Here is a 13,520-nt window from a genome sequence, read left to right on the forward strand (position 1 = left end):
CGGTGGAGGTGCGAGCGCCGAGCCTCGAGGCCCGGCCCGCCGGACTCAGCCCGCGACCGGCTCCGAGACGTGCTCGGCGGCGACCGGGGCACCCGACGGCGGGGCGAGCTGCTCCCTTCGCTCGTAGGCCCACCCGGGACCGTGCAGGAGGAAGCCGAAGCGGTCCGACCAGGTCGGCGCCGTCGCGATGTCCTTGGCGATGTCGCGCCACTCGTGGGTGGCGATGACGGCGGGGTTGAAGGTGTCGATGTTGCGGGTCAGGCCGTAGCGCACCCGCTCGTCCTCCGGCTCGAAGGTGCCGAAGAGCTTGTCCCAGAGGATGAGGATCGAGCCGTGGTTGATGTCGAGGTACTGCCGCTGGCTGCCGTGGTGGGCGCGGTGGTGGCTGGGGGTGTTGAGCACCTTCTCGAGCCACCCGATCGAGCGGACCGCCTCGGTGTGGATCCAGAACTGGTAGATGAGGTTGAGCGCCCGTGCGTCCTCGATGTAGCGCGGCGGGATCCCGAGGAGCGCGAGCACCCCATAGGGCGCCGACAGGGTGAAGCCGTCGGCGACCGGCTGCCTCAGCGCCGTCGAGAGGTTGTAGCGCTCGCTGCTGTGGTGGACGACGTGCACAGCCCACATCCAGCGCGACTCGTGGGCCGTGCGGTGGTTCCAGTAGTAGATGAAGTCCCAGCCGGCGATGGCGAGCAGGTAGGGGACGGCCCCCGTGCGCTGGCGGAAGGGACTGATCGCGGCGAGCCGCGTCGCGGAGGTCTGCAGCGCCCACACCGAGGCCGCGGCGACCGCGGTCGAGCCGACGGCGGCGACGGCGGAGCCCGAGGTGAGCAGGCCGAGGGCGTCGACGCGCGAGCGGACGGTCGTCGGCTGCGGGGCGTCCGAGGGGAGGGTTCCGGCCTCGGGCAGCTCGCCCCCGTGGGCGCGGCGCTGGCGCAGCACGTCGCCGACGGTCGTCACGACGGCCGCCGCGGCGCCGACGGCCATGAGCGCGGTGCCCGCCCGCGTGGTCCCGGGCGCCAGACGACGCACGAGCGGTCCCGTGACGAAGGGGGCGATGAGACTGCCGATCCCCATGCTGAGGCTGGCGATGGTGTCGTTGAGCTCGTAGTCCCCTGGCCGGTCCTCGTCGGGTGCGGCCGGGCGCTTGTGGTGCATCCACCAGTACTCCGCACCCATGGCGCCCACGAAGGCAGGGATCGCGAGGACGGTCAGGTCAGGGCGTGCCATGGGGGCTCCTTTGCCGGGGACGAGCTCAACTGACCATAGAGTCAGTTGTCGTGCCTGACAAGATGTGGCCCGTCACAGAGGAGGCACCCGTGAGTGGCATCGGGACGAAGGGCGTGGCCCGCGCCGAGCGCAGGCAGCAGCTCGTGCACGAGGCCGTCGAGGAGCTGGGAAGCCAGGGCTATGCCCGCGCCTCGATGGCCGACGTCGCCGCGCGCGCCGGTGTCTCGAAGGCCATGGTGCACAACGTCTTCGGGTCCAAGGCCGACCTCGCGCAGGCCTGCCTCGAGGAGGTCGGACCGCGCCTCGTCGCCACGATCGCCCAGGCCCAGACGGCGACCGATCCCGGTGAGCGCGCCCTCGACACCTTCACCGCGATCTTCTCGGCGATGGCCGAGCACCGCTATGCGTGGGCGCTCGTCAAGGACGAGACCCTGCCCGAGGGGTCGGCGGCTGCCGAGCTGGCACAGGGCTACCGCGCACAGCTGCACTCGATGGGGACCGTCGGCACCCGCGACGTCCTCGAGGCGGCCGGGCTCGCCGACCCGCTCGACCACGACCTGCTCGACCACATCTGGGAGTCGATCGTCGAGGCCGCGGTCGCCTGGTGGCAGGAGCACGAGGACCACACCGCGGAGCAGATGGCGCAGCGGCTCACCCGCCTGCTGGCCGTGGTCACGCTGCGGGGGTGAGCCCCGGTCAGCTCCCGGCCATGCCCCACCGGACGAGCCGGGTGGAGGTGTGGCCGACCGCGCGGGCGAGGACGCGTCCGACGCCGCTCGTGGCCGGCAGGTCGAGCATCTCGCCCGCCCAGGGCGGCAGGACGGAGAGCGCGCCGGCCGCGATGAGGGCGTAGCCGGGTCGTGCGGCGGCGGGGAGCGGGGGCTCGCGCAGCAGGAAGGTCGCCGCGTCCCTGGCCGCCTCGGTCACGACGAGCTCGGCGCGGTGCTCCGCGAGGGCGGCCTCGAGCTGCGCGACCGTCATCGGCAGGTCACGCGCGCCGAGGCGCTGCGCCGGGACCGCGGTCTGGGCGACGTAGGTGTCGGCCTCGTCGGGCGTCAGCGGCCGCTGGCCGAAGAGCTGGTGGGCGCGCAGGAAGCACCACACCTCGGCCACGTGCACCCAGCGCAGCAGGTGCGGGTCGTCCGCGGCGTACGATACGCCCAGGTCGCTCGTGCCGCGCACCCGCGCGTGCACCGCCCGCACCACGTCGACGGCCTCCTCGGCGTGCTCGATCGTGCCGTAGGTGGTCGTCGCGATGTAGTGGCTCGTGCGCTGCAGTCGGCCCCACGGGTCGCCGCGGAAGCCGCTGTGCCCGGCGACCCCCGCCATCGCCGAGGGGTGCAGCGACTGCAGGAGCAGGGCGGCGACCCCGCCGGTGAACATGGACGCGTCCTCGTGGACCCGCCAGATCGGGTCCTCGCGCACGAACCAGCGCGGCCCCGGGGTCTCCCAGATGCGCGTCGCGGCCTCGTGCGCGTCGGGGCCCGCGACGCGACTGCGCAGGGCCGTCGCCAAGCGCCGCTGCGCGGTGCCGAGCGTCCGCGCGGCGAGGGTACGGGGATCCGGGGCCACCAGACCAGTCTAAGGTCGCCGTGGTCGGCCGTAGGGTCGGCGCATGGGCACTCGCACGGGCGGCGGACGATGAGCGGGAGGGGCGGTCCCCTTCGCGTCAGCGCGGACGGGTCAGCGCCCGTCGACGAGGTCTGGCGCCGGTACACGACGCCCTCGCTGTGGTCCGCCTGGGCGCCGCAGATCCGGGGGGTCGACCACCCGCCGGGTCGGGTCGTCGCCGGTGGCGCCGGCGTCGTGCGCGGCCCACTCGGGCTCCGTGTCCCCTTCGTCGTGGAGGTCGTCGACGACGAGGCCCTGCGCTGGGCCTGGATGCCCGGGGTGGACCCGGTCCGGGTCCGGATGCGGCACGGCGTCGACCCGGGGCGAAGGGGGAGCAGCGCGTGGGTCGAGATCGCGGCGCCGCAACCGCTCGCGCTCGCCTACGCGCCGATCGCGCGGATGGCGCTGCGACGCCTCGTCGCGGGTGGGCCCCTGCCGTCCGGACGCGCATAGGGTCGACGGGTGATCGAGCGACTGACCTGCTTCTGCGGCTCCACCCCCGGCAACGACCCCAGGTGGGTCGAGCTGGCGCACGCGGTCGGGTCCGACCTCGCGGGGCGCGGCATCGGCGTGGTCTACGGCGCGGGCGGCGGTGGCCTCATGGGCGCCGTGGCCCAGGGCGCGCTCGACGAAGGGGGCGAGGTCGTCGGCGTCATCCCCTCCTTCATGATCGAGCGGGAGTGGGGTCGCGAGGACCTCACCGAGGTCCACGTCGTCGAGACGATGCACGAGCGCAAGGCGCTCATGGCGGACCTGACGAGCGCCTTCCTCGCGCTGCCCGGCGGCATGGGCACGCTCGAGGAGGTCTTCGAGGTGTGGACCTGGCGGCAGATCGGCCTGCTCGACAAGCCGGTCGGCTTCCTCGACGCCGACGGCTTCTGGACCCCGCTGCTCGACTCCCTTCGCGGCATCTCGCAGGCCGGCTTCATGTCGCAGGCGAGCCTCGACGACGTCGTCGTCGCGCCCGACCTCGATGCAGCGCTCGCCGGCCTCGAGGCGCGCGGCACCGGCAACCGGATGCTGCGGCCGGTGACCTGACCCCCTTCGTCAGGCGGCGTCGGGGCGGATCCCGATGAGGCGAAGGGAGGATCCCGCGCACTCGGGGCACGGGTGGACCAGGGGTGCGTCCACCTCCGGCCACAGGATCCGGAAGGTCTCGTGCACACCGCACCGGTAGGCGACGATGCGCGGACCCTGCGCGGGGCGGGTGAGCTCGGGGGCGGTCAGGCGGCGGACGGTGCGGGTGTGGCGCTGCATGCGAGAGATGGTGCGCCGCAAGGATTTCCAGCCTGCTGCGCGGATGTTTCCGGGGTATTGCACGGGCCGTCGTCCGCCGCCGAGTAGCGTTGTCCCCATGACTCAGACGCGTGCGGAGAAGGACAGCATGGGCACCATCGAGGTGGCCGCGGACAAGTACTGGGGCGCGCAGACGCAGCGCTCGCTCGGCAACTTCGACATCGGTCGCGACACCTTCGTCTGGGGCCGCTCGATGATCCGCGCCCTCGGCATCCTCAAGAAGTCCGCCGCCCTGGCCAACGCCGAGCTCGGCGAGCTGCCGCAGGACGTCGCCGACCTCGTGGCGCAGGCGGCCGACGAGGTCATCGCGGGCGACCTCGACGAGCACTTCCCGCTCGTCGTCTTCCAGACCGGCTCGGGCACGCAGTCCAACATGAACTCCAACGAGGTCATCTCCAACCGCGGCATCGAGATCGCCGGCGGCGAGATGGGCTCCAAGACCCCGGTCCACCCCAACGACCACGTCAACCGCGGCCAGTCGAGCAACGACACCTTCCCCACGGCGATGCACATCGCGATCGTCCTCGACCTCAACGAGCGTCTCTACCCGTCCGTCACGCAGCTGCGCGAGACCCTGGCCGCCAAGGCCAAGGAGTTCGCCGACATCGTCATGGTCGGCCGCACTCACCTGCAGGACGCCACCCCGGTGACCCTCGGCCAGGTCATCGACGGCTGGGTCGCCCAGATCGACTTCGCCCTGGACGCGGTCAAGCACGCCGACGAGCGCGCCCGCGAGCTGGCCATCGGTGGCACCGCGGTCGGCACGGGCCTCAACGCCCACCCCGACTTCGGCAAGCTCTGCGCGGCCAAGATCAGCGACGAGGCCGGCTACGACTTCGTCCAGGCCCCCAACCTCTTCGCCAGCCTCTCGGCGCACGACGCGCTCGTCGAGGTGAGCGGCTCCCTTCGGACCCTCGCCGGCGCCCTGATGAAGATCGCCAACGACGTGCGCTGGTACGCCTCCGGCCCGCGCAACGGCATCGGCGAGCTGGCGATCCCGGAAAACGAGCCGGGCTCGTCGATCATGCCGGGCAAGGTCAACCCCACCCAGGCCGAGGCGATGACGATGGTCGCCACCCGGGTCTTCGGCAACGACGCGACGGTCGGTTTCGCCGGCAGCCAGGGCAACTTCCAGCTGAACGTCTACAAGCCGGTCATGGCGCACGCGGTCATCGAGTCGATCCGCCTGATCTCCGACGCCTGTGTCTCCTTCGACACCAACTGCGCCGTCGGCATCGAGCCGGTCCGCGAGAAGATCGACGAGAACCTCTCGCGCAACCTCATGCTCGTCACCGCGCTCAACCGCCACATCGGTTACGACAAGGCCGCGGCGATCGCCAAGAAGGCGCACAAGGAGGGCACGAGCCTGCGCGAGGCCGCCGTCGCCTCCGGTGACATCTCCGGCGAGGACTTCGACGCCTGGGTCGTCCCGGCCGACATGACGCACCCGAGCGCCTGACGACGCCTCACCCGCCCCGGGATTTCCGGGTCACCCGAGAAACCTCCCCTTCGCAAGGGTTTCAAACTCTTGCGAAGGGGAGGTTTCTCTTGCTGAGCAGCGGCGGGAGTCGTCGGGCCGGTCAGAAACCCTCGTCGGCGACCTTGGCCGCCGGGCCGGCAGCGATGCCGTAGCCTCCGAGCAGCTCCGCCAGGCGAAGGGGGCCGCGCGCCTCGTCGGCCCGGCCGGCCCGCTGCAGGGTGCGGCCGAGGAGCAGGTGCGCGTAGGCGTCGTCGGGAGCCTCGGCGATGACCTCGCGGGCCGCGGCCTCGGCCCGCCCGAGCTGCGCGGAGTGGAAGTAGCAGCGCGCCAGCAGCAGGTGGATCTCGGCGGTGCCGTGCCCGACGGGGTCGGCGTCGCCCTCCGCGCGGGCGGCCGCGAGGTCCGTGAAGAAGTCCTCGAGGTCGCTCGCCGCATCGGTGTAGCGGGCATCGTCGAAGGCGTGCTTCGCGCGCTCGTAGCGCTCGAAGCCGTACAGCTCGCGCGTCGTCGTGGTCATGTCGTCCTCAACCCCGCCGGGGTGAGAACCATTCCCATCAGGCCGTCGCACGCTCAGCGCACGCGATCGAGCCGGACGAAGTCCGCCAGCCACGCGCCCAGCTCGCGGGCGCAACCGTCGACGGCCGCGGACCAGTCGTGCGCGGTCTCGTCGGCGTTGTCGCTCACGACCTTGACCAGGTGGACGGGCACGCCGAGCTCGGTGCACGCGAGAGCGATGGCGTAGCCCTCCATGTCGACGAGGTCGGCGCGTGCGGCGAGCTCGTCGCGCACGGCCGGGTTGGTGACGAAGAGGTCGCCGCTCGCCAGCGCCGTTGGTCGGCCGGCGTCCAGCTCGATCCGCTCGCGAGGGTCGAGGCCGAGCTGCCGGATCGCCTCGGCCGACAGGTCGTGGTTGAGCACGGTCCCGATCTCGTGCAGTCCGGCGACGTCGGGGCGCAGGGCGCCGGCCGTGCCGATGTTGACGACGACGAGCTCGTCGCGGCGCGGGTGCTCGCAGATCGCGCGGGTGACCTGCACGGCCGCGAGGGTCTTGCCGACCCCGGTGACGAGGACCTCGAGGTCTTCGGGGACGTGGGCGGCCTCGGCCCGGATCGCGGCGACGACGAGCAGGTGCATGGCGCCACCGTATCCGTCGTATCGTGCCGAGCATGGCCCCCTTCGTCCCGCACGCGCTGATCCGTGGCACCCGCCTGCGACCCGGCGCCGCACCCGTGGACATCCGGCTGCGCGAAGGGAGGATCGCCGAGATCGGCGAGCACCTCACCACCGCGGGGGCCGAGGTCCATGACGCCGGCGGAGCGCTCGCGCTCCCGGGGCTGTGGGACGCACACGTGCACTTCGGCCAGTGGGCGGCGATGTCCCGCCGGGTCGACGTCGCGGACACCGCGAGCCCCGAGGAGGTCACGGCCCGGGTCGCGCGCCACCTCGCTGCGGAGCGACCAGCGCCCGGGACCGTCGTGCAGGGCTTCGGCTGGCGCGTGGCCGGCTGGGACCGCCTGCCGAGCACCGCCGAGCTCGACGCCGTCGCCGGCGACCGGCCGGTCATCCTCATCAGCGGGGACTGCCACGCCGGGTGGCTGAGCAGCTCGGCCTTCCGAGCCCTCGGTCTGCCCGTCCACGAGGGACACCTCGACGAGGACGAGTGGTTCCCCATCTACCAGCGCCTGGCCGACCTGCCGGAGGACCCGGCCGTCGTCCGCGCCAGCCTCGACTCGGCGATGCGTGCCGCCGCGGCGAAGGGGGTCGTCGGCATCGCCGACATGGAATTCGAGGCGGGGCGCCTCGAGTGGCCTCAGCGCACCGCCGACGGCCTCGACCTGCTACGGGTGCGTCCGGCGACCTACCCCGAGGGGCTCGAGGAGACCATCGCCGCGGGTGTGCGGACCGGCGACGTGCTCGACGGGACCGGCCTGGTGACGATGGGCCCGCTCAAGGTCATCACCGACGGCTCGCTCAACACCCGCACCGCCTGGTGCTGCGAGCCCTTCGTCACCGACGACGACCTCGGCGACCCGCACGGCAAGAGCACTGTCGGTCCCGAGGAGCTCACCGGGCTGCTGCGGCGCGCCCACGCGCACGGCCTCGACGGCGCGGTCCACGCGATCGGCGACCAGGCGCTGCTCGACGCCCTCGACGCCTACACCGAGAGCGGCGCACGCGGCACGATCGAGCACGCACAGCTGGTGCGGATGGAGGCGCTGGGTCGCTTCGCCGACCTCGGGCTCATCGCGAGCGTCCAGCCGGCGCACCTGCTCGACGACCGCGACTCGACCGAGGCCCTGTGGCCCGACCGGCTCGACCGGTGCTTCGCCCTGCGCTCGATGACGACGGCGGGGATCCCCCTTCGCCTGGGGTCGGACGCTCCCGTCTCCCCGCTCGACCCGTGGCTGGCCATGGCGGCGGCGGTCCACCGCAGTGCCGACGAGCGCGAGCCCTGGGCGCCGGAGCAGGCGATCACGCCGCGCGAGGCGCTGCTCGCCTCGACCGATGGGGTCACCGAGCTCGCGCTCGGGGGCCCAGGCGACGTCGCCCTCCTCGTCGAGGACCCCTGCCCCGCAGGCCTGCCCGGTACCGCAGCCCAGGCAGCTCACCTGCGGGAGACGCAGGTGCTGGCGACCTTCGTCGGCGGTCGACTGACCCACTCCGCCTGACCTGAACCCGCATTGCCCTACGGCAATGCTGGTTCGACGTCGCATTGCCGTAGGGCAATGCGGGTTCAGAAGCCCTCGACGAGCGAGTCGATCTTCGCGGCGGAGGGGTGCGGCTCGCCGCCGCAGACGGTCGTGACGATCTCTCGGTCGGCGCTGCCGGCGCCGGTCACGGTGAGGTTGGTGCCGCCCGCTCCGACGCACGGGCTGTCCTGACCCTCGATCTCGTCGAGGCGGGCGGGCAGCTCGGCGACGAAATCCTCCCACTGGTCGGCGTCCATCGGCCGTGTCGTCTCGTCTCCCTTGACCTCCTCGACGACCTCGTCCTGGGAGAGCCGGAGCGAGCGGGTGTCCTGGTAGCGGTCGGGGGTCGAGGGCGGGATCCAGCTGACCTCCACCACGACCGTGGCCGGGTCGAGCTGCGGCTCGTCGCCCCCGCCGACGAGCCCGCAGGCGGAGGTCAGCAGGAGCGCGGCGGCGAGGGCGAGCGGCTTCATGCACCTGTGACGTGGTGCGTCGGCGGAAAGTTCCGTGGTGTCGAGGCTCGGCCGCGGGCGGCCTCGCGCCTCCACCAGCGGGTGGGTTCGGCCGCGGGCGGCCTCGCGCCTCCACCAGCGGGTGGGTTCGGCCGCGGGCGGCCTCGCGCCTCCACCAGCGGGTGGGTTCGGCCGCGGGCGGCCTCGCGCCTCCACCAGCGGGTGGGTTCGGCCGCGGGCGGCCTCGCGCCTCCACCAGCGGGTGGGTTCGGCCGCGGGCGGCCTCCCGCCTCCACCATCGGATGGGCGAGGCCGTGAGGCCCCGCCCATCCGGTGATGCTGGCCAGGGGTCAGTTGGCGGTGTCGATCGTGACGCCGTAGTAGTTCGCCGCGTCGACGGCCGGCTGGTAGAAGCTGTACGAGCCGGCCGCGTAGCCGCGGTTCCAACCGCACTCGACACCGACCGGACCGCCGGAGGTCATGCCCTGGGCGAGGTTGCCGACACCGATGTACGCGCCCCCGGAGTCGCCGCCCTCCGTGCAGACGCTCGCCTCGGCGAGACCGGAGACGACCGTGCCGCCGTAGTTGACGGTGCGGTTGTAGGCCTTGATCGTCCCGCAGGTCCAGCCGGTCGTGTTGCCGGCCTTGCAGATCTCGGAGCCGACGGCGTTCTTGCTCGCGCCCTCGACCGGGTAGTAGCCCGAGTGGCCTCTTGCCGGGTGAGTTCGCGCCCTTCACACGCAGGGTTCACGTCGATGTCACCGCCCCGGGTTGCATCGAAGGGGGGGCCTTGGCTAATCTGGAGTAGTTCCAATCAACGGGGCGGTCAAGTCCGCGCCGGATGGAGCGACCTGACCCCGAGAGATGCACAGGAGACCAACGCATGTCCCTCATCAACACCCAGATCAAGCCCTTCCAGGCCACCGGCTACATCGACGGTGAGTTCAAGGACTTCTCCGAGGCGGACATCGCCGGCAAGTGGGCGATCTTCTTCTTCTACCCGGCTGACTTCACCTTCGTCTGCCCGACGGAGCTCGAGGACCTCGCGGCCGAGTACGACGCGGAGCTCAAGGGCCTGGGCGTCGAGGTCTTCTCGGTCTCGACCGACACGCACTTCACCCACAAGGCGTGGCACGAGACCTCCGACGCGGTCGGCAAGGTCACCTACCCGATGCTCGGCGACCCGACCGCCACCATCTCGCGCAACTTCGACATCCTGCGCGAGGACGAGGGCCTGGCCAACCGTGGCACCTTCCTCGTCGACCCCGACGGCGTCATCCAGTTCCTCGAGATCACGGCCGAGGGCATCGGCCGCAACGCCAAGGAGCTCGTCCGCAAGGTCAAGGCCGCCCAGTACGTCCGCAACAACCCCGGTGAGGTCTGCCCGGCCAAGTGGGAAGAGGGCGCCGAGACCCTCGCCCCGAGCCTGGACCTCGTCGGCAAGATCTGATCGAGCCTCTCCGCTCGATCTGATCGCCGTCACGCACGGTGCATCTCTGGTGGGGGCGGCGCGACCCGCCGCCCCCACCCACACCCCGCAACTGTCATCCCCCTTCGTCCTGCAGGAGTCGCTCGCACCATGGCCCTCGATCCGAACCTCGCCACCCAGCTCAAGGCCTACCTCGACAACCTCCGCGAGCCGATCGAGCTCGTCGCGAGCCTCGACGAGGGCCCCAAGTCCCGTGAGCTCGACGAGCTGCTCGTCGAGATCGAGGGCATGAGCGAGCAGATCACCCGACGCGTCGTCGAGGGTGCAGAGCTCGACGAGCGGGTGCCCTCCTTTGCGATCACCCGGACCTCCGACCCGCAGGTGTCGGTGCGCTTCGCCGGCATCCCGATGGGCCACGAGTTCACCTCCCTCGTCCTGGCCCTGCTGCAGGTCGGCGGCCACCCCAGCAAGGCGTCGCAGGACCTCATCGAGCAGGTCAAGGGCCTCACCGGGCAGCACCACTTCGAGACCTTCTTCTCGCTCAGCTGCCAGAACTGCCCCGACGTCGTTCAGGCGCTCAACCTCATGAGCGTGCTCAACCCCGGCATCACGCACACCGCCATCGACGGCGCGGTCTTCCCGACCGAGGCCGAGCAGCGTGGCGTGCTCGCGGTGCCCACCGTCTTCCGCAACGGCGAGTCCTTCGGCTCCGGCCGCATGGAGCTGGCCGAGATCGTCGGCAAGGTCGACGAGCTCTCCGGTGGTGACTCCGCCGCCAAGGCGGCCGAGGAGCTCTCCGCGCGCGAGCCCTACGACGTCCTCGTCGTCGGTGGCGGACCCGCCGGTGCCTCCGCTGCGATCTACGCCGCGCGCAAGGGCATCCGCACCGGTCTCGTCGCCGAGCGCTTCGGCGGTCAGGTGCTCGACACCATGGCGATCGAGAACCTCGTCTCCGTCCCGCACACCGAGGGCCCGAAGCTCGCGGCCGACCTCGAGCGCCACGTCGGCGAGTACGACGTCGACATGATCCGCAGCCAGGCCGCCGCCGGCCTCTCCGCCGGCGACGACGGGCTGACGGTCGTCGACCTCGTGGGCGGCGCCGCGCTCAAGGGCAAGACCGTCGTCCTCGCGACGGGCGCCCGCTGGCGCACCATGGGCGTCCCCGGCGAGGAGGACTACCGCAACAAGGGCGTCACCTTCTGCCCGCACTGCGACGGCCCGCTCTTCAAGGGCAAGCGCATCGCCGTCATCGGCGGCGGCAACTCCGGCGTCGAGGCCGCGATCGACCTGGCGGGCATCGTCGGGCACGTCACCCTCGTCGAGTTCATGGACGAGATGCGCGCCGACGAGGTGCTCCAGCGCAAGCTGCGCTCGCTGCCCAATGTCGACATCCGCCTCGGCACCAAGACGACCGAGGTCGTCGGCGACGGCGGCAAGGTCACCGGCATCGTCGTCGAGCCCCGTGACGGCGGCGAGGGCGAGACCCTCGCCCTGGAGGGTGTCTTCGTCCAGATCGGCCTGCTGCCCAACACCGAGTGGCTCGGTGACGCGGTCGAGCTCTCCGAGCGCGGCGAGATCGTCATCGACGGTGTCGGCCGGACCAACCTGCCGGGCGTCTTCGCCGCCGGCGACTGCACGGTCGAGCCCTACAAGCAGATCGTCACGGCCCTGGGTGCCGGGTCGACCGCGTCCCTGAGCGCCTTCGACCACCTGATCCGCACGAGCGCGCCCGACGAGGACGCCGCGATCGCCGCCACCAAGGCTGCCGACGGTCCGCTCGAGGCCGGCGACCAGATCGACGTGCCCGACTCGGTGGGCGTCTCGGCCTGACCGGTCGCTACCGTCGTCTTCAACCCCCCTCGACCACACCAGGAGTGCGCATGAGCGAGCAGATCGACCTCTCCGACCACGGTCCCGCCCCCTACGCCGTCGACATCGAGTCGGCCACGCTGCAGAACTCCAACTACCGCTCCACGCTGTGGACCGGTACCAACCTGCAGCTGACCGTCATGGCCATCGCGCCCGGCGACGACATCGGGCTGGAGGTCCACGAGGACCACGACCAGTTCATCCGGGTCGAGGAGGGTCGTGGCCGCGCCCAGATGGGGCCGGCCGAGGACGACCTGAGCTTCGACCGCGAGGTCGGCGACGACGACATCATCATGGTGCCAGCCGGTCAGTGGCACAACGTCACCAACATCGGCGACGTGCCGCTCAAGGTCTACTCCCTCTACGGCCCGCCGGAGCACGTGCACGGCACGGTCCACGCGACCAAGGCCGACCAGGACGCCGACCCCAACGAGCACTGAGCGACCGCTCCACCACCGACGAAGGGTGGGACCTGCCAGCTGGCGGGTCCCACCCTTCGAGACGGTCGCGGGGCGACCTCCTCAGGGACCGCCCTTCGTCATGTGCTGGCCACCGTGGTGACCCGCCGGTAACCTCGGGCCATGCGCAGCAGCATCGAGTACACGCGACACGCGGGAACCGGCGAGCCGGTCGTCCTCATCCACGGCATCGGCCACCGGCGGCAGGCGTGGGGTGAGGTTCCGGAGCTGCTCGCGGCGCGCGGTCACGACGTCTACGTCGTCGACCTGCCCGGCCACGGGGAGTCGCCGAAGCCCACCCGCCCGGACGGCTGGTCGATGCGCAGTCATGCCGAGCAGTTCGAGCGGCTCTTCCGCGAGCTGGACATCGAGCGGCCGCACGTCGTCGGCAACTCACTCGGCGGCGCGATGGCCCTCGAGCTGGCCGCCCGCGAGGGCGTCGTCAGCAGCGTGACCGCCCTGTCGCCGGCCGGGTTCTTCCCGCCGTGGCACCTGGCCAATGTCGCAGCCAACCTGCTCTTGATGAAGGCCGGCAGCCACCTCCCCGAGGCGCTGCACCGCCGCCTCACCGCCCACGTGTGGTTTCGCAAGGCGGCCTTCCGTGCCCTCTACACGCACCCGGAGAAGGTCACCGTCGAGGCGGCGGTGGGGGACACCCTCAACCTGCGCCGGTCACCGGGCTTCTGGCCGCACTTCGTCCGGGCGACCTTCCTGCGCGTCGCCGAGCCGCTCGCCGTCCCGACGACCATCGCCTGGGGCGACACCGACCGCCTGCTCCTGCCCTCCGAGGCAGACACCGCCCGAGCCCGCTTCCCCGAGGCGACCCACGTCTCGCTCGAGGACTGCGGGCACTGTCCTCAGATCGACCACCCCGAGCTCGTCGTCGACACCGTCGTCGCGACGATCGAGCGAGCGAGCTCCCGCCAGGGGGCCGTTCAGTAGAACCGGGAGGGGGACGGCTACTCAACAACCGACCTGCGGATGAGCACCTCACCCGTGCTCCTTCAT

The 13,520-nt window shown here is 71.8% G+C and carries 15 protein-coding genes and 1 pseudogene; 9 read left to right on the plus strand and 7 right to left on the minus strand.

Going from position 1 to position 13,520, the window contains the following annotated elements; translation table 11 throughout:
- Nucleotides 1–45: 45 nt before the first annotated feature.
- The gene (locus B9B60_RS02290) at nucleotides 46–1,227 is read right to left on the minus strand and encodes a sterol desaturase family protein (protein WP_084449685.1); all 1,182 of its coding nucleotides are present in this window, start codon (nucleotides 1,225–1,227) and stop codon (nucleotides 46–48) included.
- Nucleotides 1,228–1,316: 89 nt separating this feature from the next.
- On the opposite strand from B9B60_RS02290, the gene B9B60_RS02295 reads away from it, so the two are divergent.
- Complete coding sequence (locus B9B60_RS02295; protein ID WP_200811125.1) at nucleotides 1,317–1,916, plus strand: TetR/AcrR family transcriptional regulator; 600 nt, start codon at nucleotides 1,317–1,319, stop codon at nucleotides 1,914–1,916.
- Nucleotides 1,917–1,923: 7 nt separating this feature from the next.
- On the opposite strand, the gene B9B60_RS02300 is transcribed toward B9B60_RS02295, so the two are convergent.
- Nucleotides 1,924–2,799, minus strand: a complete 876-nt coding sequence (locus B9B60_RS02300; RefSeq protein WP_084449686.1) for an oxygenase MpaB family protein — start codon at nucleotides 2,797–2,799, stop codon at nucleotides 1,924–1,926.
- Nucleotides 2,800–2,868: 69 nt separating this feature from the next.
- Here B9B60_RS02300 and B9B60_RS02305 point away from each other — a divergent pair, with 69 nt between their 5' ends.
- Together B9B60_RS02305 and B9B60_RS02310 are read left to right on the plus strand one after the other, a co-directional pair.
- Nucleotides 2,869–3,291: an SRPBCC family protein gene (locus tag B9B60_RS02305; RefSeq protein ID WP_084449687.1), complete on the plus strand. Its 423-nt coding sequence runs from the start codon at nucleotides 2,869–2,871 to the stop codon at nucleotides 3,289–3,291.
- A 9-nt stretch (nucleotides 3,292–3,300) separates the two neighbouring features.
- A complete protein-coding gene (locus B9B60_RS02310) occupies nucleotides 3,301–3,876 on the plus strand; it encodes an LOG family protein (protein ID WP_200811127.1) in 576 nt (191 codons plus the stop codon).
- A gap of 9 nt (nucleotides 3,877–3,885) precedes the next feature.
- Here B9B60_RS02310 and B9B60_RS02315 read toward each other — a convergent pair whose 3' ends face one another.
- Nucleotides 3,886–4,095, minus strand: a complete 210-nt coding sequence (locus B9B60_RS02315; protein WP_084449688.1) for a hypothetical protein — start codon at nucleotides 4,093–4,095, stop codon at nucleotides 3,886–3,888.
- A 97-nt stretch (nucleotides 4,096–4,192) separates the two neighbouring features.
- On the opposite strand from B9B60_RS02315, the gene fumC reads away from it, so the two are divergent.
- On the plus strand, nucleotides 4,193–5,593 hold the full coding sequence (fumC, locus tag B9B60_RS02320) for a class II fumarate hydratase (RefSeq protein WP_084449689.1): 1,401 nt from the start codon (nucleotides 4,193–4,195) through the stop codon (nucleotides 5,591–5,593).
- A gap of 121 nt (nucleotides 5,594–5,714) precedes the next feature.
- On the opposite strand, the gene B9B60_RS02325 is transcribed toward fumC, so the two are convergent.
- Both B9B60_RS02325 and B9B60_RS02330 read right to left on the minus strand, forming a co-directional pair.
- Complete coding sequence (locus B9B60_RS02325; protein WP_084449690.1) at nucleotides 5,715–6,131, minus strand: tetratricopeptide repeat protein; 417 nt, start codon at nucleotides 6,129–6,131, stop codon at nucleotides 5,715–5,717.
- 53 nt (nucleotides 6,132–6,184) lie between these two features.
- The gene (locus tag B9B60_RS02330) at nucleotides 6,185–6,748 is read right to left on the minus strand and encodes a nucleosidase (RefSeq protein WP_084449691.1); all 564 of its coding nucleotides are present in this window, start codon (nucleotides 6,746–6,748) and stop codon (nucleotides 6,185–6,187) included.
- Nucleotides 6,749–6,780: 32 nt separating this feature from the next.
- Between B9B60_RS02330 and B9B60_RS02335 the strand changes: the two genes are divergently transcribed.
- Nucleotides 6,781–8,283, plus strand: a complete 1,503-nt coding sequence (locus tag B9B60_RS02335; RefSeq protein ID WP_084449890.1) for an amidohydrolase — start codon at nucleotides 6,781–6,783, stop codon at nucleotides 8,281–8,283.
- Nucleotides 8,284–8,348: 65 nt separating this feature from the next.
- Here B9B60_RS02335 and B9B60_RS02340 read toward each other — a convergent pair whose 3' ends face one another.
- On the minus strand, nucleotides 8,349–8,777 hold the full coding sequence (locus tag B9B60_RS02340) for a hypothetical protein (protein WP_084449692.1): 429 nt from the start codon (nucleotides 8,775–8,777) through the stop codon (nucleotides 8,349–8,351).
- A 329-nt stretch (nucleotides 8,778–9,106) separates the two neighbouring features.
- Nucleotides 9,107–9,436 (minus strand): annotated as a pseudogene (locus B9B60_RS17750) (S1 family peptidase); the annotation flags it as partial.
- Between the two features lie 203 nt (nucleotides 9,437–9,639).
- On the opposite strand from B9B60_RS17750, the gene ahpC reads away from it, so the two are divergent.
- The 4 genes from ahpC (at nucleotide 9,640) to B9B60_RS02365 (ending at nucleotide 13,454) form a co-directional block, all read left to right on the plus strand.
- A complete protein-coding gene (gene ahpC, locus B9B60_RS02350; RefSeq protein ID WP_084449693.1) occupies nucleotides 9,640–10,206 on the plus strand; it encodes an alkyl hydroperoxide reductase subunit C in 567 nt (188 codons plus the stop codon).
- Nucleotides 10,207–10,335: 129 nt separating this feature from the next.
- On the plus strand, nucleotides 10,336–12,015 hold the full coding sequence (gene ahpF, locus B9B60_RS02355; protein WP_084449694.1) for an alkyl hydroperoxide reductase subunit F: 1,680 nt from the start codon (nucleotides 10,336–10,338) through the stop codon (nucleotides 12,013–12,015).
- A 50-nt stretch (nucleotides 12,016–12,065) separates the two neighbouring features.
- Nucleotides 12,066–12,494 (plus strand): cupin domain-containing protein, encoded by a 429-nt coding sequence (locus B9B60_RS02360; RefSeq protein WP_072625824.1) that lies wholly within the window; start codon nucleotides 12,066–12,068, stop codon nucleotides 12,492–12,494.
- Between the two features lie 141 nt (nucleotides 12,495–12,635).
- Nucleotides 12,636–13,454, plus strand: a complete 819-nt coding sequence (locus tag B9B60_RS02365) for an alpha/beta fold hydrolase (protein WP_084449695.1) — start codon at nucleotides 12,636–12,638, stop codon at nucleotides 13,452–13,454.
- Nucleotides 13,455–13,520: the final 66 nt, after the last annotated feature.

Origin of the sequence: Janibacter indicus (assembly GCF_900176385.1) — a bacterium.
Classification (GTDB): Bacteria; Actinomycetota; Actinomycetes; order Actinomycetales; family Dermatophilaceae; genus Janibacter; species Janibacter indicus.

Coding starts and splice junctions, on each gene's coding strand:
- B9B60_RS02290 (WP_084449685.1), bottom strand. CDS start 1,227: ATGGCACGCCCTGACCTGACCGTCCTCGCGATCCCTGCCTTCGTGGGC.
- B9B60_RS02305 (WP_084449687.1), top strand. CDS start 2,869: ATGAGCGGGAGGGGCGGTCCCCTTCGCGTCAGCGCGGACGGGTCAGCG.
- B9B60_RS02315 (WP_084449688.1), bottom strand. CDS start 4,095: ATGCAGCGCCACACCCGCACCGTCCGCCGCCTGACCGCCCCCGAGCTC.
- fumC (WP_084449689.1), top strand. CDS start 4,193: ATGACTCAGACGCGTGCGGAGAAGGACAGCATGGGCACCATCGAGGTG.
- B9B60_RS02325 (WP_084449690.1), bottom strand. CDS start 6,131: ATGACCACGACGACGCGCGAGCTGTACGGCTTCGAGCGCTACGAGCGC.
- B9B60_RS02330 (WP_084449691.1), bottom strand. CDS start 6,748: ATGCACCTGCTCGTCGTCGCCGCGATCCGGGCCGAGGCCGCCCACGTC.
- B9B60_RS02335 (WP_084449890.1), top strand. CDS start 6,781: ATGGCCCCCTTCGTCCCGCACGCGCTGATCCGTGGCACCCGCCTGCGA.
- B9B60_RS02340 (WP_084449692.1), bottom strand. CDS start 8,777: ATGAAGCCGCTCGCCCTCGCCGCCGCGCTCCTGCTGACCTCCGCCTGC.
- ahpC (WP_084449693.1), top strand. CDS start 9,640: ATGTCCCTCATCAACACCCAGATCAAGCCCTTCCAGGCCACCGGCTAC.
- ahpF (WP_084449694.1), top strand. CDS start 10,336: ATGGCCCTCGATCCGAACCTCGCCACCCAGCTCAAGGCCTACCTCGAC.
- B9B60_RS02360 (WP_072625824.1), top strand. CDS start 12,066: ATGAGCGAGCAGATCGACCTCTCCGACCACGGTCCCGCCCCCTACGCC.
- B9B60_RS02365 (WP_084449695.1), top strand. CDS start 12,636: ATGCGCAGCAGCATCGAGTACACGCGACACGCGGGAACCGGCGAGCCG.